This is a genomic window from Campylobacter sp. CNRCH_2014_2452, from assembly GCF_025772865.1.
Classification (GTDB): domain Bacteria; phylum Campylobacterota; class Campylobacteria; order Campylobacterales; family Campylobacteraceae; genus Campylobacter_D; species Campylobacter_D lari_D.
This window is the reverse complement of sequence record NZ_JAKMSX010000004.1, coordinates 48,267-70,108: the sequence shown is the minus strand read 5'-3', so window position 1 is coordinate 70,108 and position 21,842 is coordinate 48,267. Positions and strand designations below refer to the sequence as shown.

Sequence of the window (21,842 nt, the reverse complement as noted above, 5' to 3'; positions counted from 1 at the left end):
ACTACTCCAAAGAAAGTTCATCCATAGCTTTTGCAAGTTCAAACATTTGCTTATGTTCATACACATCATGCACTCTTATAATGCTGGCACCATTTTTAAAAGCCTCTAAATGCAAATAAAGCGTACCCGCTAGTCTTTGCTCAACACTTGAGCTAAAATAAGCATTTATCATACTTTTTCTACTAGCTCCGATTAAAAGTTCTTTTTCAAAGCGTAAAAAATGCTCTAAATGTTTGATTAACATCATATTATGCCAAGGACTTTTACCAAAACCAATGCCAACATCTAAAATCACATCTTCTAAACCAAGCTCACTTAATCTTTCTAGTTTTTGAGCAAAAAAATCATCAAGCTCAGCGAGTACATCTTCATAATGCGGGTTATCTTGCATATTTTGTGGGGTATTTTGTATATGCATGAGTGTATAAGTGGCTTTGTATTTTAAAGCTAGTTTGGCTAAATTTTCATTTTTAAAACCGGTGATATCATTAATAAGCTTAAAGCCTTTATTTAAAGCATATTCTAAACAATACTCATCAAAACTATCTAAACTAAAAATACATTTTTCATAAAGTTTTTCTTTATAGATTAAATCTAGGGTATTTTTTAAGCGTTTAAACTCTTCTTCTTTCCCACAATACACACTTCCAGGCCTTGAAGAAACCCCGCCTATATCTATATAATCAGCCCCTTGAGAAATCATGAGTTCGATTTTTTCTAAAACTTCATTTTCTTTAACCCTACTTTGAGCGTTAAAACTATCTTCATTAATATTAATCACACCCATAATTTTTGCATATTTTGGTTTAGCGAAATTAGACTTTAAAAATAGTGCTAAATTTTTAAGCTTAAAATCTTGTAGTTTTTCTTTTTCTATAAGCTTTTTAGCTTGATCTTGTGTTACCATAAGTAAGGCATTAGTATGTTCTTTACCTAGTATAACTTCTTTATGTGTTACAAGTTCAGCTCCAACCCTTAGTGCGTCTTGTTTAAGTATATTTGCAGCAGGTGCTCTTAGTTCTTTGATAAGAAAAAAATGAATTTGAGTTTTTTCACTCATAATTTTCTCACCTGCTTTATGTGGCTTTATATATTTAGAAATTTGCTCAAAGTCTGTGTTAGGATTGATTTTAATGATTTTCATTTTTTCTCTCGTGTAAAATTAAAGCTATGGTGCTTAGTAAAATAGTTGGCTTTGCATTTAATTTAGCTAACTCATAAGCTTTATAAAAAAAATCAATTTCTTCATCGTTTAATTTTATATCTTGTTTAAAACACTCATAGCTTAAAACACTAATTAAATCTAAACATTCATGCTTGTCTATATTTTCATATTGTTTTAATAATGAAGCAATTTGAGCTAGATCCATTTTTTTAAGATCTAAATTTAAAGACATCTTTTCTTTTTGAATTTTATGCTTTTCTATGATAAATCTTGAAAGTATAGTAGGTAAAAAAACATTTTTTGAAGGAGCTACGATAATAAAATATACATTTTTTGGTGGCTCTTCAAAAAGTTTTAATAAAAAATTTTGTGCTTCTTCACGAAAAGACTTAGCTAGTATAACAATAATTTTAGCTTGTGCTTCAGCCATATAACTTTCTTTTATAATAGCCCTTGCCGTTGCTTGAGCGTTTTTGTCATAAGTTAAGTCATTTAATCTTAATTCTAAATCAGGGTTTTTAGGTATGAAAAATCTAAGATTTTTTGTTCCATATTCTTCTGTGAGTTTTTCTTGCATAAACTCAAAATCATTATGGATAATGATTTTATTTCTTAGATTCAAATTTCTACCTTAGAAAAAAGCACAGCCTCTAAGCTTTGCTCAAATACTTTATATAAAGAAATAAGTTTATAGTCTAATTCCTTATCGCGTGAGGAAAGATAAAAGCTATTTTGCAATTGCTCATCAAAAAGCCAAAGCATACTTTCTGCTTTAGAATTAGCGATTTTAAATTTAAATCCTGTATTAGTTCCTATATAAAAAAAAGCATAACCATTAGGAAAAGAAATACTCAAAAGATCATTTAGCAAATCTATATCTTCTTGGGTATTGCAAGCCTTATTATAAATTCCTTTTAAAGACACAAAAGGCACTAAAGGTCTTGTGGTACTAGCATTGATTTGGCTTAAAAAATACTCTTCAAACCAAGCTCTTTGCTCATCAGTAATCACAATAAAAGTATAACCTTGTAAAAGCAAAGCTAATTTAGAAGCTATCAAAGGCGACCATTCAAGACGCCTTTCTTCTAACCAACTTGTATAAGTGCCATTTTCTCGGATTTGCTCTAGGGTAAATTTTAAAAAACTATTGCTCATTTATACATCTAGTTTATAAACTTCATGCAATACTCTTACAGCTAATTCGCCATATTTTTCATGCACGATGACTGAAATTTTAATTTCGCTTGTAGAAATCATTTGTATGTTAATATTTTCATTTGCCAATGCTTTAAAAGCTGCTGAAGCTACTCCAGAATGTGATTTCATACCCACACCCACAACTGAAACTTTTACCACTGCACTATCTGTTTCTATATTAGCATTAGCACCTAAAACTTTTTTCATAGCATTAGTTGCTAAATCAAGCTCGTTTTCAGGCACAGTAAAGCCCAAATTTGTAGCTCCATCTACACCTACATTTTGGATAATCATATCTACATTGATATTTTCATTTGCTAAAGTTCCAAAAATTTCAGCAGCAATTCCTGGCTTATCATCAATATTTCTTAAAGTAACCCTTGCTTGGTTTTTATCTAGTGCTATACCACTAACCAAAGCTTGTTCCATATTTTCCTCCTTAGTAATGATCGTCCCTTCATTTTCATTAAAGCTACTTCTAGTAACTAATTTTACATTTAATTTTTTAGCAAGCTCTACAGAGCGATTTTGTAAAACTTTAGCTCCCAAACTTGCAAGCTCTAGCATTTCTTCATAAGAAATTTTATCTAGCTTTTTAGCCTTTGGCTCAATTCTAGGATCGGTAGTATATACCCCATCTACATCAGTATAAATTTCACACAAATCAGCATTTAAAGCTCCTGCTAATGCAACTGCACTTAAGTCACTTCCACCACGACCCAAAGTAGTAACATTACCCATTTTGTCGATACCTTGAAAGCCAGCAACTACTACAATATACCCCTCATCTAAAGCTGTATTGATATTTGTAGTATCAATGTGTTCAATTCTTGCCTTAGTATAAACATCATCTGTAATAATCCCTGCATTGCGTCCGGAAAATGCAGTAGCTTTTAAACCCATTTCATTTAATGCAATAGCAAGTAAAGATGAAGTTACACGCTCACCACTACTTAAAAGCATATCCATTTCACGACCTGAAGGATTTTTACTAAAATGATGTGCAAAATCAATAAGCTCATTAGTAACTCCACTCATTGCAGAAACTACTACAACTAACTTATCACAAGTTTTTTTACTTTTTGCCACTCTTTTAGCAACTTCATCAATACGCTCAAGCGTTCCTACACTCGTTCCCCCATATTTTTGTACGACCAGCATTAAATATACCCCCTTTCTTTAAAATATTTTAAAACCCTAATATATATAGGCTTTTTAAAATGATTAATCATATCATACACATCTTCTAATGAAGCAAATTTATAAGCATCAAATTCAGGATTTTTAGTATTTAGATTAACAATAGCTTTGTTTTTTAATCTAACTAAAAAATATTTTTGATTTTGACCATCATAAGGATACATTTTTTGTGCAACCTTAGGTGGAAAATCATAACTAATCCATTCAGGATGTTCGGCTAAAATTTCAATCTCATCTGTACCTATTTCTTCTTTTAATTCTCTAAATAACGCACTTTTAGCATCCTCTCCCTCATCTATTCCACCTTGAGGAAACTGCCATATATTTTCCATATCATTGCGTTTAGCGAGTAAAATTTTACATTCAAAAGGATAAGCTGATGATAGCACTATTGCGGCTACATTTGGCCTATATTTTTTTTCTTTTTCCATGATTTTCTTATCCTTGACTTTTTAATAATATAATTCTAACAAAAAAATACGAATTTATAATCACATTTTAAAGAAGTTTTATGCATTTATATATACATATACCATTTTGCGAAAGTAAATGTTTTTATTGTTCTTTTACTTCACTTAAAAAAAAAGATTTTGAAAAAGATTATCTAAACGCATTAATGCAAGATATAAAATATCAATTAGATTTTTTCAAGCTTGATAAAAATTCCATAAAAACTATTTTTATAGGTGGTGGTACTCCTAGTTTAATGAGTGTTAATTTTTATGAAAAAATTTTTATTTTTTTGCAAAGTTATTTACAAAAAAATAATGAAATAAGCATAGAAGCAAATCCTAACTCAAGCAATTTTTCTTGGCTTAAAGAGATAAAAAATTTAGGTTTTAACCGCATTTCTTTTGGGATGCAAAGTTTTCATGAAAAAAAATTACAATTCCTTGGGCGTATTCATGATCAAAAAAGCATTTTTACAAGTATAGAAAATGCAAAAAAAGCAGGATTTAATAATATAAATTTAGACTTAATTTATGATACAAAACTCGATGATAGTAAAATGCTTGATTATGAAATTTCTAAACTCGCTTTAATTGATATTAGCCATGTGAGTGCTTATAATTTAACTATAGAAGAAAAGACAAGATTTGCCAAAAAAAATCATTATAAAAAAAACGCTCCACGCCTTGCAAAACATTTTATCAAAGCTATTGAAAACCTTGGTTATAAACAATATGAAATCAGTAATTTTGGACAAATTTGCAAACATAATCTTGCTTATTGGCAAGGAAAAGACTATATAGGATGTGGTTTAAGTGCAGTAGGATTTTCAAAAAATCAAAGATTTTATACTAAAAAAAGTTTAAAAGATTATATAGCAAATCCTTGTTTTAGGGAGGTTGAAAATTTAAATTCAAAAGATTTGTGTTTAGAGCATATTTTTCTAGGACTTAGAAGCATTATAGGAGTGGATGAAACAAAGCTAGAACCTTTAGAAAAAGAAAAGGCAATGTTTCTTAGCAAAAAAGGGAAATTAATATATAAAAATGGAATTTTTTATAATACTAATTATCTTTTAAGCGATGAACTAGCTTTGTATATTAGCACTTAAGCTTTGCATTCACAAGAAATTCTTTTAAATTCAGGGAGTTTTATAGAAATTTCATTGATATTTTTTAATATATCGCTGCAAAAATTATTTAAATTTTCTTTTACTCCATAATATGCCCAAACACCCTGTCTATCTACTTCTAAAAAATTAGCTTCTTTTAAAATTTTTAAATGTCTTGAAAGCCTTGATTGACTCATATTTAAAGAGCTTTGTAAATCACACACACAAAGTTTTCCATATTTTTGTAAAAAAGCTAGGATTAAAATCCTACTTTCATCGTTAATTGCACTTGTTATTTTTAAAAATTCTTGCATAAAATTCCTTATATAAAAAACATTAAAAGTCCAAAACTAATTGCAATAAAAACAATCATACCTGCAAATAAAAACAAAAAGCTTGTTTTAAAAATTCTTTTAAGTAAAATAAGTTCAGGTAAAGAACACCCTGCTCCTGCTATTAAAAAACTCATCATTATACCAAGCGGAATTCCACTGGTAGTTAAAGCTAGTGCTACAGGAATCATAGCAGTGCAATTCATATAAAGCAAAACCCCTATAAATGCTGCTATAAATACACCCAATATCCCATAATCTTTCATATAATTTTGAAAAAAATCTTGTGGAAAAAAGCCGTGTATAAAAGCCCCAATACCCATACCAATAATAATATATGGCAGAATTTTTTTATATTCATTAAAGCTTTGCATAAATAATATTTTGATTTTATTTTCTTTTGTTTTAGTCTTAAATTTTAAAATTTTACTGCTAATTTTAGAATTTTTAACAAAAATAGAACTAGGTTTTTCACAGCATAAACTTTTAGAAGTATCATTAGAACAACACTTTGAAGTTTGCTCTAAATCATTTTTTAAAAAATCTTCATTAAAAAATCTTTGAGTGTTTATTTTTGAAACACAAAAAGCAATAAATAAAATCACGCTAAATAAAAATCCCACATAAAATAAAGAGATTTTTAAGCCAAAACTTACTACAAACATCACTACTATAATAGGATTAATTAAAGGCGAAGTTATCAAATAAGCTATACATACTCCAAGTGGTACTTTAGCTTTTAAAAATGCATTTAAAAGCGGTATGCTTGAACATGAACAAAAGGGAGTTAAACTACCCAAAAGAATAGCCTTTATATAACTTACAAAAGAATCTTTCTTTAAATGTTCATTGAAAAATTTAGCATAACGCTCATTAAGATAAGCAATGAGCATACTAACTAATATAAATAAAATAGAAATTTCAACAAATAAAATCAAAAAATCTTTAAAAATAAAAAATAACTTTTCCATAATCTTTCACTCCATTTCATTTTAAAATAAGCATAACAAAAATATATTAATATATCAATATATCTTTATATATTGATATTATAAAAGTAATAGTATTTTTAAGTATTTTTATGTAAAATGCAAACTATATATTTAAGCGAAAGAAGATAAAATAATGAGTTTTGGAGAAATTTTAGTTATTTTAGTTATAGCTATTTTAGTTCTTGGGCCTGAAAAACTACCTTCAACTATAGTTGAAATTGCAAAAATTTTAAAAGCCATTAAAAGTAATATTGATGAAGCAAAAGCAAGTATCAATAAAGAATTAAAAATAGCAGAGTTAAAAGATGAAGCACAAAAATACAAAGATGAATTTTCACAAACTAACGAAAATATCAGAAAAAAACTGAGTTTTGAAGAATTTGATCAACTCAAAGAAGATATTTTAAATAATACCAAAGAGTTAAAAAGTGAAATTAATGATTTAGAAAAAGATATACAAGAACTTTCGCGTGTAGAAGAAAAAACTCAAAAAGATGAAAAAAATACTCAAAAAATGGAAAGCTAAGAATGTTTGAAGAATTAAAACCACATTTAGTAGAACTTAGAAAAAGATTATTTATAAGCGTAGCTTGTGTTGTTGTAATGTTTTTTGTATGCTTTAGTTTTAATAGTTATATTATAGATATACTAAAAGCACCCGTTGAAGCAGCCTTACCTGAAATTTCAAAACAAATGACTTTCGTTGAATTACAAGAGCCTTTATTTACTGCAATGAAAGTTTCATTTTTTACAGCTTTTTTGATTTCTTTACCGGTTATTTTTTGGCAGTTTTGGAAATTCGTAGCACCAGGACTTTATGATAATGAAAAAAGATTAGTAGTGCCTTTTGTAAGCTTTGCTAGTATTATGTTTGCGCTTGGAGCTTTGTTTTGTTATTATATAGTCATACCTTTGGCTTTTAAATTTTTAATTGATTTTGGGGTGCAAACTCAAGATTTTAAACCTTTAATCAGCATAGGCTTGTATGTGGGATTTTTTACTAAACTTGTAGTTGCCTTTGGCTTAGCGTTTGAAATGCCTGTGATAACCTTTTTCTTTGCCAAACTTGGACTTATTGATGATGCATTTTTAAAAAAACACTTTAGGGTTTCAGTTTTAGTGATTTTTGTTTTTTCAGCTATGATGACACCACCCGATATAATCTCACAATTTTTAATGGCCGTTCCTTTGTGCGGACTTTATGGAATTTCTATTTACATAGCCAAAAAAGTTAATCCTAGTCAAAAAGAAAATGATGAAAACGATTGATAAAGATCTTTTGCTTTCTAGTTATGATTATGATTTACCTAATGAACTTATAGCAAATTTTCCTATCTTACCCAAGGAGAATGCTAAACTTTTAGTTTATGAAAGATGTAAAGATCAAATTTTACATTTACATTTTAAGGACTTAGCTAAAATTTTACCACCTTGTGAAATTATCTTTAATGACACTAAAGTAATAAAAGCAAGAATTTATGGATTTAAAGAAAGTGGTAGCAAAATAGAACTTTTCATTAATCACCCTTTAAAAAATAATGATTTTTTAGTTCAAATTCGTGGTAAGGTTAAAGAAGGACAAATTTTATATTTTGAAAATTCTTTAAAAGCTAAAATCAAAAAATTACACGATGATGGCACAAGAGAAGTAGAATTTTTTAATGATGAAAAAAAATTCAATCATCATGAAGTTTTTGAAATTTTAGAAAAAATAGGCCATATACCTTTACCACCATATATTAAAAGAGCAGATGAAGCACAAGATAACATTAACTATCAAAGCATTTTTGCCAAAAATCAAGGTGCGGTTGCTGCACCCACTGCAAGCTTGCACTTTAACGAAGCAATGATAAAAGAACTTAAAAAAAATCATAATATCCATACTATCACACTTCATGTTGGTGCGGGAACTTTTAAAGGTGTAGAATGCGAAGATATACGCGAGCATAAAATGCATTCAGAATTTTTCTATGTTGATGATGAAACTTGTGCTTTGATTAATTCTTCTAAAAAAATACTTGGTGTAGGCACCACAGTTACTCGTTGTATAGAGTATTATCATAGAAAAAAATTAAAAGAAGGTTTTTGTGATTTGTTTTTACACCCACAAAATACCCCACAAAGACTTGATTTTTTACTCACTAATTTTCATTTACCAAAATCAACTCTTATTATGCTTGTGGCTTCTTTTATAGGCAGAGAAAAAACTTTAGAACTTTACCATGAAGCTATAAAAAACAAATATCGTTTTTATTCTTATGGCGATGGAATGCTAATCATTTAGCTTTTTTCTTAATATATTTTTTATCAATATAACCCAAATCTATAAGTTTTTGATAAATTTTAGCAAGTACAGGTCCGCCTGCGCTACTACCACTTTTTCCATGTTCGATTAAAACTACTACTACATATTGAGGTTTTTCATAAGGCGCATAAGAAGTAATCCAAGCATGAGATCTTAAAAAATACTCTAAATCCTCTTCTTTAATACGCTTTTTTTCACTTTGGGAAATTCCAACTACTTGAGCTGTTCCTGTCTTGGCTGCTATAGTAATAGGAGAATTTCTTAAAAATCTTGCTGTAGTTCCACCATCAACATTGGCCACCTCATACATCGCACGCCTTAAAAGTGGAAGTTTTGATAATTCAAAAGTCGTAAAAACACTTTCATTATTGTCAAAATTTACCTTAGTAACATTATCATCAATGCTATGTAAAAAATGCGGTGTGATATTTTTAGCCGTAGCAATCATAGCTGTAAATTTAGCCACTTGCATAGGAGTAGCAAGAAAATCACCTTGACCTATGCTTGTATTTAAAGTTTCACCTTGATACCAAGGTTGATTGTATTTTTCTTTTTTCCAAATTCTATTAGGAACCGTTCCTATAAATTCATTAGGTAAATCTACTCCTGTTTTTGCACCAAAACCTATTCTTTCAAAAACAGAACTAATGATGTCAATACCAACCTCCAAAGCTCCTTTATAAAAATATACATCACAGCTTTCTCTAATAGCATCTGTCATATCTACATAACCATGACCTATAGCCTTCCAACATCTAAATTTTCTACCACCAAGTTCAAAATTAGAATCACACAAATATTTATGATTTTCATTCACTTTTCCACTATCTAAAAATGCTAAAGCTGTTCCCATTTTTATAACTGAACCTGGAGGATAAAGACCATTAATGAGTTTATTAGTAAAAGGATGGTTTAAATCATTAGAAAGTTTATCCCATTCTTCTTGACTAATACCGGTAACAAAAGGATTGAGATTATATTCAGGAAAACTACCCGCTGCTAAAATAGCTCCACTTTTTACATCCATTACTATAGCAGCGCCTGCTAAATTTTCAAAAATACTAGCCAAGTATTCTTGCAAATCAAGATCAATGCTTAAAGTGATATTACTTGAAGTAGGTTTTTTATAAGAAAGTTCTTCTATCTCTTTATTTAATGCATTTACTTTGCTAACCTTTTCACCCTTTTGACCTTGCAAAATTTCATTATAAGAACGCTCTATACCGCTACGCCCTACATAGCTAGTTAATCTTGCAATTTCATTTTCATTCATATCGTTTAAATTTGCTTTTCCAACATAACCTATAACATGGCTAGCTAAAGCATCATAAGGATAAAATCTTTGAGTAGTAGATTTAACTTGCATATTTTCACGCAAATTAAGCTTAGTAAAATGCTTAATCATAGCATCATATTCTATAAATGGAACTACTTCTATATAATCTTGATTATAATAAGAATCTGCTTTTATATAATTTCGTTTTAATTTAGTTATGTTTAAATCAGGAAAAGCATCTACTATAACCTGCAATTCCTGCTCTAAAAGATTTCTGTTTTTCTTTTTTATATATAAATATGGCTTTATAGAGATTGAAAAACCTAATTTATTTACTGCTAAGGGTCTGCCTTTAACATCTAAAATTTGCCCTCTTACAGGTGCTAAAAATTGCGTTTTAATGGCATTTTGTTTAGCTATTTCTTCATAATAAACATTAGATTTAATGCTTATATAATACACTCTAGCAAGTAAAAGTATAAAAAAACAAGCTATAAATCCCATCACCAAACGCATACGCATATTAGATTTTCCCTTTAAAAATAACAAAAGAAATCAAAGCTTCAACGACAAAAAACCATAGATATTCAATACCAAATTTTAAAATTTGACTATTATCTAAATATGCCAAAAATGCATCAAAAAGATAGATAAAAATATAAGCACAAAAGGTAAATATAACGAGCAAATAATGGCCTAGTTTTAATTTACTTTTAAACCAATCAACAAAAAGATGATAAAAAACGAAAAAAGCTATCCAAGAACTAAAAAGATAAAATCCATGGATAATATCAATTAATAAAAGATAAAACAAAGAAAAATACCATCTAAAATCAAGCTTATTAAGAGTTCTTTCTTTTTCTTTTAAAAGCACTATCATATAACAAAAAAACACGCCAAATAAAGGAGGCATCCAATAATAAACAGAGCTTAGCACTTGATAAAAAATCAAAGATAAATAAAAAAATAAATAAGAAAAATCAAATCTATTTTTTACTAAATTTCTACTCCTCATTAAAACCTAAGCTCTCTAAAATAATTTTTTGTTCTAATTTATCAATACCACTTTTTTTCAAATTTGAAACTAAAATGGCATTTTTATTTACATTTAAAATTTTTGCTTTTTGACTTTGATTGAGCTTATCTGCTTTTGTATAAACTATTATTTTTTTTTGATCAGCTCTAATAAAAGAATCTAAATACAAATCCAAATTTGCATCAATATCTAAATTTTCATGTCTTGAATCTATTAGATGAATAAAAAGTTTGATAGAACTACGCTCTTTTAAGAACTCATCTAAATTTTTATTCCAAATAGCCTTAGTTTTTTTGCTCACTTTAGCATAGCCAAAACCAGGTAAATCGATAAACATCAATTTAAATTTATCCTCATCTTTTTTACAATCAACTTCAAAAAAATTAATGAGTTGGGTTTTGCCTGGAGTTGAAGAACTTTTTGCTAAATTTTTATTCTTACAAAGAGTATTAATCAAAGAACTTTTTCCTACATTAGAGCGGCCTAAAAATGCAATTTCAGTATATATAGGCTGTGGAGCTTCATTTATTTTAGAAGCAGAAGTTAAAAATTTAGCATTTAATATCATTCTTTTACTTCAAATACAAATTTAGCAGGTTTTTTATCTTTACTAACTACTCTATAAGTCATATTTTTTCTATCTACTATAATTTTATCACCTATAAGCTCTTTTTTTGACTGCACTTCTATAATTTTTGCATTACCATTAATTTCATATGTATCTTTAGCTACATTATAAACAAACTCATCACCACTTCCATGATAAATCTTATCTTTCATCATAATTTTAAATTTAGCATCTTTAGTAGCTATATACTTAATAGGTTGTTTATTTTTCATATAAATGACTAATTTTTGCGAATTTAAAATATCTTTACCTTTTTTTACTTCCACATCACCGGTTAATATGCTCGTTTCATTTTTCTCATCCAAATAAAAATCTTTAGCATAAACTTCTATTTTTTGAGCACTAAATGCAAATAAATTTAACAAACACAAAAAAATTATTGCTCTAAAAACCATGCTTTTATTCCTTGAATTTTTAATTCTTTTTGATTTACATCATATAAAAAATTATCCCCAAAAACCTCATTCAACCCTATATATGCCTTAAATTTTTCATTGGAAAATAAAATTTTATTTTTCATATCATAAATTGCTTTTTGAGTAAAAATAGAAGTTTGATTTTGATCAAAATAACTTACATTACCTTCTAAAATGGATTTTTCATCATTTCTTACTAATAAATCCGAACTTAAATTATAATCAAGTGCTTGCACTTTAAAATCATCAAAAATATCTTTATCTTGGTATTTTATCCAACGACTTGCTTGATAACTAGCTTTTGTAACAGATGTATTAAGCTCATAATCAAGCACATCAAAAGCTTGCATATTTGCCACATCTACCTTTTGCGGTTTTATTGCAAACAAATAAGGATCTTGAGTACTTAAAATCACCATAACAAAGGCAAATAAACTCATTAATATAGCAAAAATTTTTATCGCCAAAGTTTATCCCATTGAGCTTGCATATTATTATGTTCAATTAAAATTTCTATCATCTCACTTACCGCCCCATTGCCACCTTTTCTATTTAAAACTTTATCAGTTTTTAAAGCCTTATGTGCATCTTTTGGTTTAAAACTATAAGCAACTGCTTCAAGTAAACTCATATCATTATAATAATCCCCAATAGCAGCACATTGAGAAAAGTCTAAATTTAATTTTTCTAAAATTTCTTTAGCGCAAGTTAATTTATCACTAATACCTTGATATACTAGATCAATTTTTAAATCTCTAGCTCTAAAATATACACATTCGCTAGTCCTGCCTGTAATAATAGCAACTTTTTTGCCAAGCTTTTGCCAAGCCTCAATTGCTGCACCATCTTTTACATTAAACTCTTTAATTTCACCATAATTTTGTGTGTAGATGATTTTACCATCTGTTAGACAACCATCTACATCTAAAAAAATAAGCTCTATCATAATTTTACTCTCTTACTATAAACGCACCAGGAAAAGAACCACCATCAACAAAATCCCTTGCTTCTTGCTCACTTCTAAAGCCTTTTAAAAATACTCTATGTAAACCATCTTTAGCACTTGTTTGTATTGTTGAAGTATAAGAATTATAATTTTTATATCTACTTGCTATTAACTCTGCGCCACTTTTATTTCTAAATGCCCCAATTTGCACCATAAAAGCTCCACCTTGGAAAATATGGCCACTATCAGCAATCTCCCCACTGCTACCTAAATTAGAATTAGTATGCACTGAACCTGAATTTGCACTTGTTCCAAAACCAATTACTTCAAGTCTTACAGGAGCTGTTCCTGCTTGAATCATATCAATATCTCTTGCGGCCATATTAGATAAATCTATAATCCTACCTGCTACAAAAGGTCCTCTATCATTTATTCTTACGGTAGTTTGACGATGATTTTTTAAATTAGTTACCTTTACTATAGTATTCATAGGTAAAGTTTTATGAGCTGCTGTATAAGCATGTTGATCATAAGTTTCACCATTGGAAGTTTTTTTACCATGAAAGCCCGGTCCATACCAACTAGCTATACCATCAGCAGTCTCACCTACTTCTACTACGGTTGGATAATATGTTTTACCATTAATAGTATAAGGTTTCATAGTGCCTTTTAAGCCTGTATTATTATGCTTTATACTTTTAAAATCTCTTTCTGGATAATACACAGTAGGTGTGCTAATAGGCACCATACTACAAGCACTAAATAAAACCCCTACACAACTAACGACTAACGACTTTTGTATGAGAGTTTTTTGGTAATTTTTGAGTAGTTTTGATTTTTGCATTGTTATTCTCCTTAATTTTTAACACAAGTTTTTGATTAATATTAATCAAGTTTCCTTTGATTTTATTATATTCTTTAATGCTTTCAACACTAATTTTATGTTTTTTTGCAATAGTATAAAGACTATCACCCTTTTTTACTATATAAATTTTTGTATGCAGAATAGTTGTATCCACTTTAGCTAGCTTTACATTCTCTAATGCATTTTCCACAGCCACACTTTTGCTTAAAGGAATATACATATAATAATCTTTTTTATCAGGCGGAGTAAAGTCATAATTAAAATGTGGATTATAACGCTTAAATTCATTATAAGACATCTTAGCTACTTTAGCAAGCTCTCTTAAAGAAACACTTGGTGGAACAGGTATTTTTTTAACTTCACTCGATAGAGCATAATTAAGCAAAGCACTATCTTGTGAAATCAAAAAATCATTATTATTAGCCAAAAATGCCATAGTAAGAATTTTTCTAATAAAAATTCTAGTTTCCAATGGTAAATATTTTTTATCAGGATCAAGCAAGATTCTTAAATCATCACTTTTTGCTTTTTTTATAGCTTGGCGTAATTTACCATCACCACAATTATAAGCTAAAATTGCTAAATACCATTTTCCAAACTGCTCTTTTAATTGCTTTAAATAAGCAATGGCTGCATAAGTTGATTTGACTAAATCTCTTCTTTCATCAACATAAGGATCTATTCTTAAACCTAAAGTTTGTGCTGTTGGCTTCATAAACTGCCAAACACCTACTGCTTTAGTTCTAGAAACACTATGAATTTTTAAACCAGATTCTACAATTGCCAAATATAAAAATTCTTGAGGAATATTTTCTTTTTCTAAAATTTTACGGATAATTGGAGTGATTTTATAAAATTCTCTCATGGTATCAACTAAAGTTTTAGAATGCATATTTAAAGAAGATTCTTTAAATTCTAAAAATAACATATCACTAAGATAGCTTGCTTCTATGTCTAAATTTCTTAGAATTTGAGCTTGCTGAGTATAATATTCAGGAGTTACCTGCAAGGCTTTAGCATGTAAACATAATAATACTAATATAAAAAATATAAAGTTTTTTTTCATTATAAACCTTGAAAAAACAAACGATTAGCATTTAAATTCGTAAGTTTTACTACTTCAACTTTAGATAATTTTAAAAGATCAGATATTTTTTGTGCTACAAAATGCGTTAAAATAGGATCATTTACTTTACCACGATGTGGTTCTGGAGTTAAATAAGGCCCATCTGTTTCCAAAACAAGTTTATCTTTTGGAATTTTAGGTAAAATTTCCACTAATTTTTTTGCATTTTTAAAAGTTAAAACCCCGCCTATACCAAAATAAAATCCTTCACCTGCTAGTTGAAGTAAAAGCTCGCTTGCATTAAAGCAATGCAAAACACCGCCTTGTAATTCTTTTGAGTATGTTTTTAGAATATTAAAGCTGTCTTCATTAGCTTCACGCACATGCACAATCAATGGCTTTTTATATTCAATAGCTAGTTGTATTTGAGCTATAAAAACTTCTTTTTGTCTTGTTTTGATAGTATCATCATTAGTATTTAAACGATAATAATCAAGCCCACACTCACCCACTGCGATACATTTTTTATCATCTATAAATTCTTTTAAAACTTCTAAATCAAAATCATCTATATCATAAGGATGCACCCCACAAGAAAAATACACATTATTATAAGTATGTGCTATCTCTCTTGCTCTTGGTAGATCTTTTATATCTGCACCTGGTATAATGATTTTATCTACACCATTTTCAAATGCATGCGTTAACATCTCATCTAAATATCCAAAATAAGCTTGACTATCTAGATGACAATGAGTATCTATGATTTTTTCGCTAAAATCACAATCTAAAAACATACCTCTACCCTATTTTTTCCATTAGCCTTAGCTAAATCTAATGCCTTTTGTGCGTTATTGAGCAAATCTTGCATTTGGCTTCCTTTGCTACCAAAAGCAACCCCCACAGAGATGCTATAATCAACCTCGTCTAAAGCTATCAAAACGCTTTCTTTGGAAATATTAACTCTTATATTTGAAAAAGCTTTTAAAGCCTCTTTATTGCTTATATTTTTTAAAGCAATGTAGAATTTACCATCTTCAATTCTAGTAGCTAAATCCATACCACGAATTTGATCTTTAATCTTTTCGGCTGTATATTTTATCACTCCATCACCGCAATCATAACTTAATTCATAATTAATTGTTGCAAGATTATCAATATCAATCAAAGCCAACGCCATTTCTTCATTTTCTTGTATATCTTCTAAATAATCTAAAAATCTTTTTTCAAAAGTAGCATAATCATCAAGTCCTGTTAATAAATCTTTACCTAAACTATACTCATCTAGCAAAACACATTTTTGCATATAATCTAAACAATTATTTACTCTACAATTAAGTGATTCTTTTTGGAAAGGTCTAATCACATAATCATTCACACCTTTTCTAAAAGCTCTTGCTTCTAATGCATCATCTTTATCCCCAACCATAATCACACCAAGTTCTATTTTAGAATATTTTGAGCGAATTTCTACAAGTAAATCTTCCCCATTAATTACCGGCATAGTAGCATCGCAAATTACTAATTTTGTATCAGGATGATCACTTAAATAACTTAGTGCCTCTTCTCCATGAGCTGCTGCTAAAACATTAAAAAGCTGATTGTTTAAGTTTTTCTTCATTTCTGCGCGTAAAGTTACATTTGCAATTGCTAAAATTATCTTAGTTTTATTATTTTTTTGAAGCATTCTAATAGAATTTAACATTTCATTAATACAATCTTCACTTTCTTTTTGAATATAATTAATAATATCTTTTTCCATAAATTTTTTACGAGTTTGTCCGTCATTACTTCCTGTAAGAACAATAGCGGGGATATTTTTTTCTAAAACTACATCAACCACTTCACCATTAGGAGCATCTGGTAAACAAAGATCTACAAAAGCCATAAAATAATCATTTTTCAATAAATCTTTTGCACTATTCATATCAAAAGCAACATCTACCTTTAATCCTAAAGTATTTTCTACTTTTTTTGCTAAAAGTTTAGTTAGCATTTTATTATCATCAATGATTAAAATTTTTTCTTCCATGGTAAAACACTCTCTTTAAATAATTTTAAAAAACTAATTATATCATATTGAAATTTACTTTTTGTTTTTAAAGCAAAGTTCTAGTAAATTCTAAAGCTTCTTGGGTAATATTTTCCCCGCTTACCATTCTAGCAAGTTCTTTTACTCTTTCTTCTTTTTCTATCTTTCTTACCTTACTTTCATTTCCTATTTTTTCTACTAGGAAGTGATTGCTTGCTTTTGATGAAAGCTGTGGTAAGTGTGAAATTGCAAAAATTTGATAAAACTTAGCAAGCTCTTTTAAAACTTCAGCTATACTCATTGCTTCTTTACCACTTAAATTTGCATCAATTTCATCTAAAAATATTATCCCACTAGCTTTATTAGTAACATTACATTCAGTTGCAATAAAAGAAAGTCTTAAACGATTTATCTCACCTGAGCTTAAATTTTTCAAACTAGCTTCATTTATATTTAAATTCACTTCATCTTTACCTAAAATACTCAAAGCACAATCTTTAAGCTCTAATTTAATCTCTTTCATATAAAGTTTTTCAAGATAAAAATTAAGTAATTTCTCAAGCTCTTTTAATCTTTTTTTGCGCAAAGTACTTAATTTTTGGCTTTTCTCATCTAAAAGTATTTTAGCATTTTGCACTTTCTCTTCTAATTCTTTTTTTTCAAAACTTAAATTTTCATAATGAGCTAATTCTGCTTTTTTCTTCTCTAAAGCTTCTAAAGCTTCTTCTATACTTCCATATTTTGAAATCAAAGAAGAAAGTTTTTCTATCCTATCAAGCACTTCTTCTATATCAAAATCAAAATCATCAAAACTTTGATTTTCCCACACCACCCTTAGTTCATTTAAACACTCTGAAAAAAATGAACTATCAACATCACTAATTTGCAAAGCTTCAATCACTGCTGATTCTAATTCAAAAATTTTGCTTGCCCTGTTCCAAGCTGCATCAATTTTGTCTTTTTTAGAAAGCCTTTTTTTTAAACTCATCAACTCATCAAATTCGCCTATTTTTGGGTTAATACTTTGGATTTTTTGTATTTCAAAGCTTGTAAATTCTTTTAATTCTTCTACCTTTTTTTCTTCTTCTTGAATTTTTTCTAATTTAATTTTATTTTCTATATATTCTTTATAAACATTTTTATATTCATTTAAAAAATCTTTAAATTTCTTATCTTCTTTTGATTGCATAAAATCAAGTAAGTTTAAAAATCTTTCATTTGAAAACTCATTATTTTCCTTAGCTGAAAGATATTTTACAAATTTCTTAGAAAGCAAGGCTAAATTCTTTTTTGAAATAAGTTGATTATTGACAAAATAACGCGAGCTTTTATCTTTTAAAAGTTTAAATACATTTAATTCTTCATTTTCAATACCAAACTCATCTAATTCAAGCTCATCATTTAATAAAACTTCCACCATTTTAGCTTCACTCTCACTTAGAGCAAATGCTGCCAAAATAGCCTTAAAAAGCACAGACTTTCCAGCACCACTTAAACCAGTAAAGACAGTAAGTCCCGCTTCTAAGTCTAATTTTGCTTGTTTAAAACCTAAATTTTCTTTGATTAAAATACTTTCTATCATCACTTACCCCAATTTAACTTTTCTTTTAAAACTTGGAAATAATCTCTATCTTTTTTATGTATAAAACTAAGTTCTTTCTTGCTAAGCCCTATAAGAATTCTATCATATTCTTTAGGATCAACCACTTCTTGCCCGTCTAAATACAACAAACAATGCTCAACTTTTAGCTCAAGCTCAAAACCATAAGGCAAAACTATAGGCCTTTGAGTTAGAGAATGAGAACAAACCGGAGTTAGAACAAAAATTTCACTCCAAGGATGTACTATAGGCCCACCTGCGCTAATATTATAAGCAGTTGAACCACTTGAACTAGCTATAATCAAACCATCTCCATAATAAGCATTAAAAAGTTTATTTTCAAAAAAAACTTCCACATTTGCCATTAAAGCATTATCGCGAGAAAAAACCGCGTCATTAAAAGCAAATTTTTTAATGATTTTATTCTTTTTACAAAGCGTTATTTGAAGCATTTTAGCTTTTTCTATTTTAAAATCATTTTTAAAAAACTCTTTAAAAAAACTTTCTACTTCATTAAAAGAAAAAGCAGTTAAAAAACCTAAATTTCCTGCATTTATCCCTAAAATAGGCTTTTTTGCTTGATAAGCTTGCCTACATAAAGACAAAAGCGTGCCGTCCCCACCTAGAGAAATTAAAAAATCTAATTTCTGTAAATCTTTAAGATTATTTTTTTTCTGATCTAATAGCACAAGCTCTATATTTTTTTGCAAAAAAATTGTTTTTAAAAAAGCAATTTGCTCATTTAAATTTGTATTTAACCTGCAAAATAAGCCTACTTTTTGAATTTTTTCTATATTTATACATTTTTTCATAAAAAAATTATAACAAAACTTAGCTAAGCAAAAGAATAAAATACTATAATAACAAAATTGAACAAAATTAAGCTAAGGAAAAATTTTGAGAACTCATTATAATACAGAGCTTAACATACAAAATGTTGGCGAGGAAGTAACATTATGTGGTTGGGTAAATTCTTACCGTGATCATGGAGGTGTAATTTTTATCGATCTTAGAGATCGTAGCGGACTTATACAATTAGTATGTGATCCAGCAGATAATCAAGAAGCACATAATATAGCTTCATCAGTAAGAAATGAATATGTTTTAATAGCACAAGGAAAAATTCGCCCACGCGGTGAAGGACTTGTAAATCCAAAATTAAAAACCGGAGAAATAGAAGTTGTTATAAATAAACTTACTATTGAAAATGAAAGTGCTGTAGTACCTTTTGCTATAGGCGATGAAAGTGTAAATGAAGAATTAAGATTGAAATATAGATTTTTAGATTTAAGAAGCAAAAAACTTTATGATAATTTTGCTCTAAGATCAACTGCTTGTATAGCAACAAGAAATTCTTTAGCAAAAATGGGATTTTTAGAGGTTGAAACCCCTATTTTAACCAAAGCTACCCCAGAAGGCGCAAGGGATTATTTAGTACCATCACGCGTACATCAAGGTGAATTTTATGCCCTACCTCAAAGCCCTCAACTTTTCAAACAACTTTTAATGTGTTCAGGATTTGATAGATATTTTCAAATTGCAAAATGTTTTAGAGATGAGGATTTAAGAGCAGATCGCCAACCTGAATTTACTCAAATAGACATAGAAATGAGTTTTTGTGAGCAAAAAGATATCATAGCCATGGCAGAAAATTTACTTAAAGATATTTTCAAAGCTTGCGGAAAAGAAATTAGCATACCTTTTAGACAAATGAGTTACAAGGAAGCTATGGAAAATTATGGCTCTGATAAGCCTGATTTAAGATTTGATATGAAATTTATTGATGTGATTGATATTTTTGCAAAATCAAATAATGAAATTTTTGCAAATATTGCAAAAGATACAAAGAAAAATCGTATTAAAGCTTTAAGAGTTCCAAAAGGCGATACGATTTTTTCTAAACGCCAAATGCAAAGATTTGAAGAATTTGTGCGTAAATTTGGAGCAGCAGGACTTGCATTTATACAAATGAAAGAAGATGGTCCTAAAGGCCCACTTTGTAAATTCTTTAGCGAAGAGGACTTAAATGCTTTAATCCAAAGATGTGAATTAGAAGTTGGTGATGTAGTATTTTTTGGCGCAGGGATTAAAAAAACTGTGCTTGATTATATGGGCAGATTTAGATTATTCCTTGCTGATGAAATGAAAATTATCGATGAGGATAAATTAGAATTCTTATGGGTTATTGATTTTCCTATGTTTGAGCAAAATGATGATGGAAGCTATTCTGCAATGCACCATCCATTTACTATGCCAAAAAATATTGATGAGCAAGACTTAGAAGAAATTAATTCTATTGCACATGATGTAGTGTTAAATGGTGTAGAATTAGGTGGCGGTAGTATAAGAATTCACAAAAGTCCTATCCAACAAAAAGTATTTAAGCTTTTAAATATTGATGAAGAAGAACAAAGAAAGAAATTTGGCTTCTTACTTGATGCATTAAGTTTTGGAGCACCACCACATGGTGGTATAGCAATAGGCCTTGATAGACTTATCATGCTTTTAACAAAATCTTCAAGTATTAGAGAAGTTATAGCATTTCCTAAAACACAAAGAGCGCAATGTCTTATGACTCAAGCTCCAAGCGAAGTAAGCAATGAACAAATGAGAGAACTAGGTATAAGATTAAGGGAGAATACTAAATGAAACAATTATTTTTAATCATAGGTGCACCAGGTAGTGGTAAAACAACCGATGCAAGCATCATAGCTACAGATGATGCGAGCATTACTCATTATTCTACAGGTGATTTGCTAAGAGCAGAAGTGGCTAGTGGAAGCGAACTTGGAAAGACTATTGATAGTTTTATTTCTAAAGGAAATTTGGTTCCTTTGGAAGTGGTAGTTAATACTATCATCACTGCTTTAAAAAATGCACCAACTAATACTATATTAATAGATGGTTATCCAAGAAGTGTTGAACAAATGCTTGAGTTTGATAAGGTATTAAAAAATCAAAGTGAAGTAATTTTAAAAGGTGTGATAGAAGTTAAAGTTAGCGAAGAAGTTGCTAGAGAAAGAGTTTTAGGGCGTGCTAGAGGTGCTGATGATAACGAAGAAGTTTTTAATAATAGAATGAAAGTTTATTTAGAACCTTTAGAAGAAATAACAAATTTTTATACTAAAGAAAATATCCACCATGTAATCAATGGTGAAAGAAGTATTGAAGCTATCGTAGCTGATATGAAAAATTTAATCAATGATTTATTAAAATAAAGGATAA

At 28.8% G+C, this 21,842-nt stretch carries 25 protein-coding genes; 6 read left to right on the top strand and 19 right to left on the bottom strand.

Translation table 11 applies throughout. The annotated features are described in order from the left end of the window. Position 1: 1 nt before the first annotated feature. From folP to L8X38_RS03470, 5 genes are read right to left on the bottom strand one after another with little or no spacing between them, the layout of a single operon-like run. The gene (gene folP / locus L8X38_RS03490; RefSeq protein ID WP_263661315.1) at positions 2 to 1,144 is read right to left on the bottom strand and encodes a dihydropteroate synthase; all 1,143 of its coding nucleotides are present in this window, start codon (positions 1,142 to 1,144) and stop codon (positions 2 to 4) included. After that, positions 1,131 to 1,742: a DNA polymerase III subunit delta' gene (locus tag L8X38_RS03485; RefSeq protein WP_318529545.1), complete on the bottom strand. Its 612-nt coding sequence runs from the start codon at positions 1,740 to 1,742 to the stop codon at positions 1,131 to 1,133. Before L8X38_RS03485 ends, folP begins: the two co-directional genes overlap by 14 nt. A 41-nt stretch (positions 1,743 to 1,783) precedes the next feature. Next, positions 1,784 to 2,320, bottom strand: coding sequence for a HobA family DNA replication regulator (locus tag L8X38_RS03480; protein ID WP_263661313.1), 537 nt, complete (start codon positions 2,318 to 2,320; stop codon positions 1,784 to 1,786). Beyond that, complete coding sequence (locus tag L8X38_RS03475; protein WP_263659611.1) at positions 2,321 to 3,523, bottom strand: aspartate kinase; 1,203 nt, start codon at positions 3,521 to 3,523, stop codon at positions 2,321 to 2,323. It abuts the gene before it with no gap. Next, entirely contained in the window at positions 3,523 to 3,993 is a 471-nt protein-coding gene (locus tag L8X38_RS03470) for an RNA pyrophosphohydrolase (protein ID WP_133319199.1), read from the bottom strand. Before L8X38_RS03470 ends, L8X38_RS03475 begins: the two co-directional genes overlap by 1 nt. 80 nt (positions 3,994 to 4,073) lie before the next feature. On the opposite strand from L8X38_RS03470, the gene hemW reads away from it, so the two are divergent. Further along, positions 4,074 to 5,123, top strand: coding sequence for a radical SAM family heme chaperone HemW (hemW, locus tag L8X38_RS03465; protein ID WP_263661312.1), 1,050 nt, complete (start codon positions 4,074 to 4,076; stop codon positions 5,121 to 5,123). Here hemW and L8X38_RS03460 read toward each other — a convergent pair. Beyond that, positions 5,120 to 5,437: an ArsR/SmtB family transcription factor gene (locus L8X38_RS03460; RefSeq protein ID WP_263661311.1), complete on the bottom strand. Its 318-nt coding sequence runs from the start codon at positions 5,435 to 5,437 to the stop codon at positions 5,120 to 5,122. The genes hemW and L8X38_RS03460 overlap by 4 nt on opposite strands. An 8-nt stretch (positions 5,438 to 5,445) precedes the next feature. Continuing rightward, on the bottom strand, positions 5,446 to 6,426 hold the full coding sequence (locus tag L8X38_RS03455; protein WP_263661310.1) for a permease: 981 nt from the start codon (positions 6,424 to 6,426) through the stop codon (positions 5,446 to 5,448). Between the two features lie 154 nt (positions 6,427 to 6,580). Between L8X38_RS03455 and tatB the strand changes: the two genes are divergently transcribed. From tatB to queA, 3 genes are read left to right on the top strand one after another with little or no spacing between them, the layout of a single operon-like run. Further along, entirely contained in the window at positions 6,581 to 6,973 is a 393-nt protein-coding gene (gene tatB, locus L8X38_RS03450) for a Sec-independent protein translocase protein TatB (RefSeq protein WP_133319203.1), read from the top strand. 2 nt (positions 6,974 to 6,975) lie between these two features. After that, a complete protein-coding gene (gene tatC, locus L8X38_RS03445; protein ID WP_133319204.1) occupies positions 6,976 to 7,716 on the top strand; it encodes a twin-arginine translocase subunit TatC in 741 nt (246 codons plus the stop codon). Beyond that, entirely contained in the window at positions 7,703 to 8,731 is a 1,029-nt protein-coding gene (gene queA / locus L8X38_RS03440) for a tRNA preQ1(34) S-adenosylmethionine ribosyltransferase-isomerase QueA (protein WP_263661309.1), read from the top strand. Before tatC ends, queA begins: the two co-directional genes overlap by 14 nt. On the opposite strand, the gene mrdA is transcribed toward queA, so the two are convergent. From mrdA to L8X38_RS03380, 12 genes are all read right to left on the bottom strand, one after another. Next, positions 8,724 to 10,550, bottom strand: a complete 1,827-nt coding sequence (gene mrdA, locus L8X38_RS03435) for a penicillin-binding protein 2 (RefSeq protein WP_133319206.1) — start codon at positions 10,548 to 10,550, stop codon at positions 8,724 to 8,726. The genes queA and mrdA overlap by 8 nt on opposite strands. 1 nt (position 10,551) lies before the next feature. Next, positions 10,552 to 11,043 carry a hypothetical protein gene (locus L8X38_RS03430; RefSeq protein WP_263661308.1) on the bottom strand — a complete coding sequence of 164 codons (492 nt, stop codon included), beginning with the start codon at positions 11,041 to 11,043 and terminating at the stop codon, positions 10,552 to 10,554. After that, the gene (gene yihA / locus L8X38_RS03425) at positions 11,033 to 11,632 is read right to left on the bottom strand and encodes a ribosome biogenesis GTP-binding protein YihA/YsxC (RefSeq protein ID WP_133319208.1); all 600 of its coding nucleotides are present in this window, start codon (positions 11,630 to 11,632) and stop codon (positions 11,033 to 11,035) included. Before yihA ends, L8X38_RS03430 begins: the two co-directional genes overlap by 11 nt. Beyond that, the gene (gene lptA, locus L8X38_RS03420) at positions 11,629 to 12,087 is read right to left on the bottom strand and encodes a lipopolysaccharide transport periplasmic protein LptA (protein WP_133319209.1); all 459 of its coding nucleotides are present in this window, start codon (positions 12,085 to 12,087) and stop codon (positions 11,629 to 11,631) included. The genes yihA and lptA overlap by 4 nt, the downstream gene beginning before the upstream one ends. Beyond that, positions 12,069 to 12,575 (bottom strand): hypothetical protein, encoded by a 507-nt coding sequence (locus tag L8X38_RS03415; RefSeq protein ID WP_263659606.1) that lies wholly within the window; start codon positions 12,573 to 12,575, stop codon positions 12,069 to 12,071. The genes lptA and L8X38_RS03415 overlap by 19 nt, the downstream gene beginning before the upstream one ends. Then, positions 12,566 to 13,054, bottom strand: coding sequence for an HAD hydrolase family protein (locus L8X38_RS03410; RefSeq protein WP_133319211.1), 489 nt, complete (start codon positions 13,052 to 13,054; stop codon positions 12,566 to 12,568). Before L8X38_RS03410 ends, L8X38_RS03415 begins: the two co-directional genes overlap by 10 nt. A gap of 4 nt (positions 13,055 to 13,058) precedes the next feature. Next, complete coding sequence (locus L8X38_RS03405) at positions 13,059 to 13,898, bottom strand: septal ring lytic transglycosylase RlpA family protein (RefSeq protein ID WP_133319212.1); 840 nt, start codon at positions 13,896 to 13,898, stop codon at positions 13,059 to 13,061. Next, the gene (locus L8X38_RS03400) at positions 13,834 to 14,985 is read right to left on the bottom strand and encodes a lytic transglycosylase domain-containing protein (RefSeq protein WP_263661307.1); all 1,152 of its coding nucleotides are present in this window, start codon (positions 14,983 to 14,985) and stop codon (positions 13,834 to 13,836) included. The genes L8X38_RS03405 and L8X38_RS03400 overlap by 65 nt, the downstream gene beginning before the upstream one ends. Next, a complete protein-coding gene (locus L8X38_RS03395) occupies positions 14,985 to 15,782 on the bottom strand; it encodes a TatD family hydrolase (RefSeq protein ID WP_263661306.1) in 798 nt (265 codons plus the stop codon). The genes L8X38_RS03400 and L8X38_RS03395 overlap by 1 nt, the downstream gene beginning before the upstream one ends. Then, positions 15,773 to 17,017: a diguanylate cyclase gene (locus L8X38_RS03390; RefSeq protein WP_263661305.1), complete on the bottom strand. Its 1,245-nt coding sequence runs from the start codon at positions 17,015 to 17,017 to the stop codon at positions 15,773 to 15,775. Before L8X38_RS03390 ends, L8X38_RS03395 begins: the two co-directional genes overlap by 10 nt. 67 nt (positions 17,018 to 17,084) lie before the next feature. Further along, positions 17,085 to 18,599 (bottom strand): AAA family ATPase, encoded by a 1,515-nt coding sequence (locus tag L8X38_RS03385; RefSeq protein WP_263660277.1) that lies wholly within the window; start codon positions 18,597 to 18,599, stop codon positions 17,085 to 17,087. After that, positions 18,599 to 19,429, bottom strand: coding sequence for an NAD(+)/NADH kinase (locus tag L8X38_RS03380; RefSeq protein WP_263659604.1), 831 nt, complete (start codon positions 19,427 to 19,429; stop codon positions 18,599 to 18,601). Before L8X38_RS03380 ends, L8X38_RS03385 begins: the two co-directional genes overlap by 1 nt. Positions 19,430 to 19,514: 85 nt before the next feature. On the opposite strand from L8X38_RS03380, the gene aspS reads away from it, so the two are divergent. Beyond that, positions 19,515 to 21,266, top strand: coding sequence for an aspartate--tRNA ligase (aspS, locus tag L8X38_RS03375; protein WP_133319218.1), 1,752 nt, complete (start codon positions 19,515 to 19,517; stop codon positions 21,264 to 21,266). Further along, the gene (locus L8X38_RS03370; RefSeq protein WP_220566653.1) at positions 21,263 to 21,835 is read left to right on the top strand and encodes an adenylate kinase; all 573 of its coding nucleotides are present in this window, start codon (positions 21,263 to 21,265) and stop codon (positions 21,833 to 21,835) included. The genes aspS and L8X38_RS03370 overlap by 4 nt, the downstream gene beginning before the upstream one ends. The last annotated feature ends 7 nt before the right edge of the window (positions 21,836 to 21,842 follow it).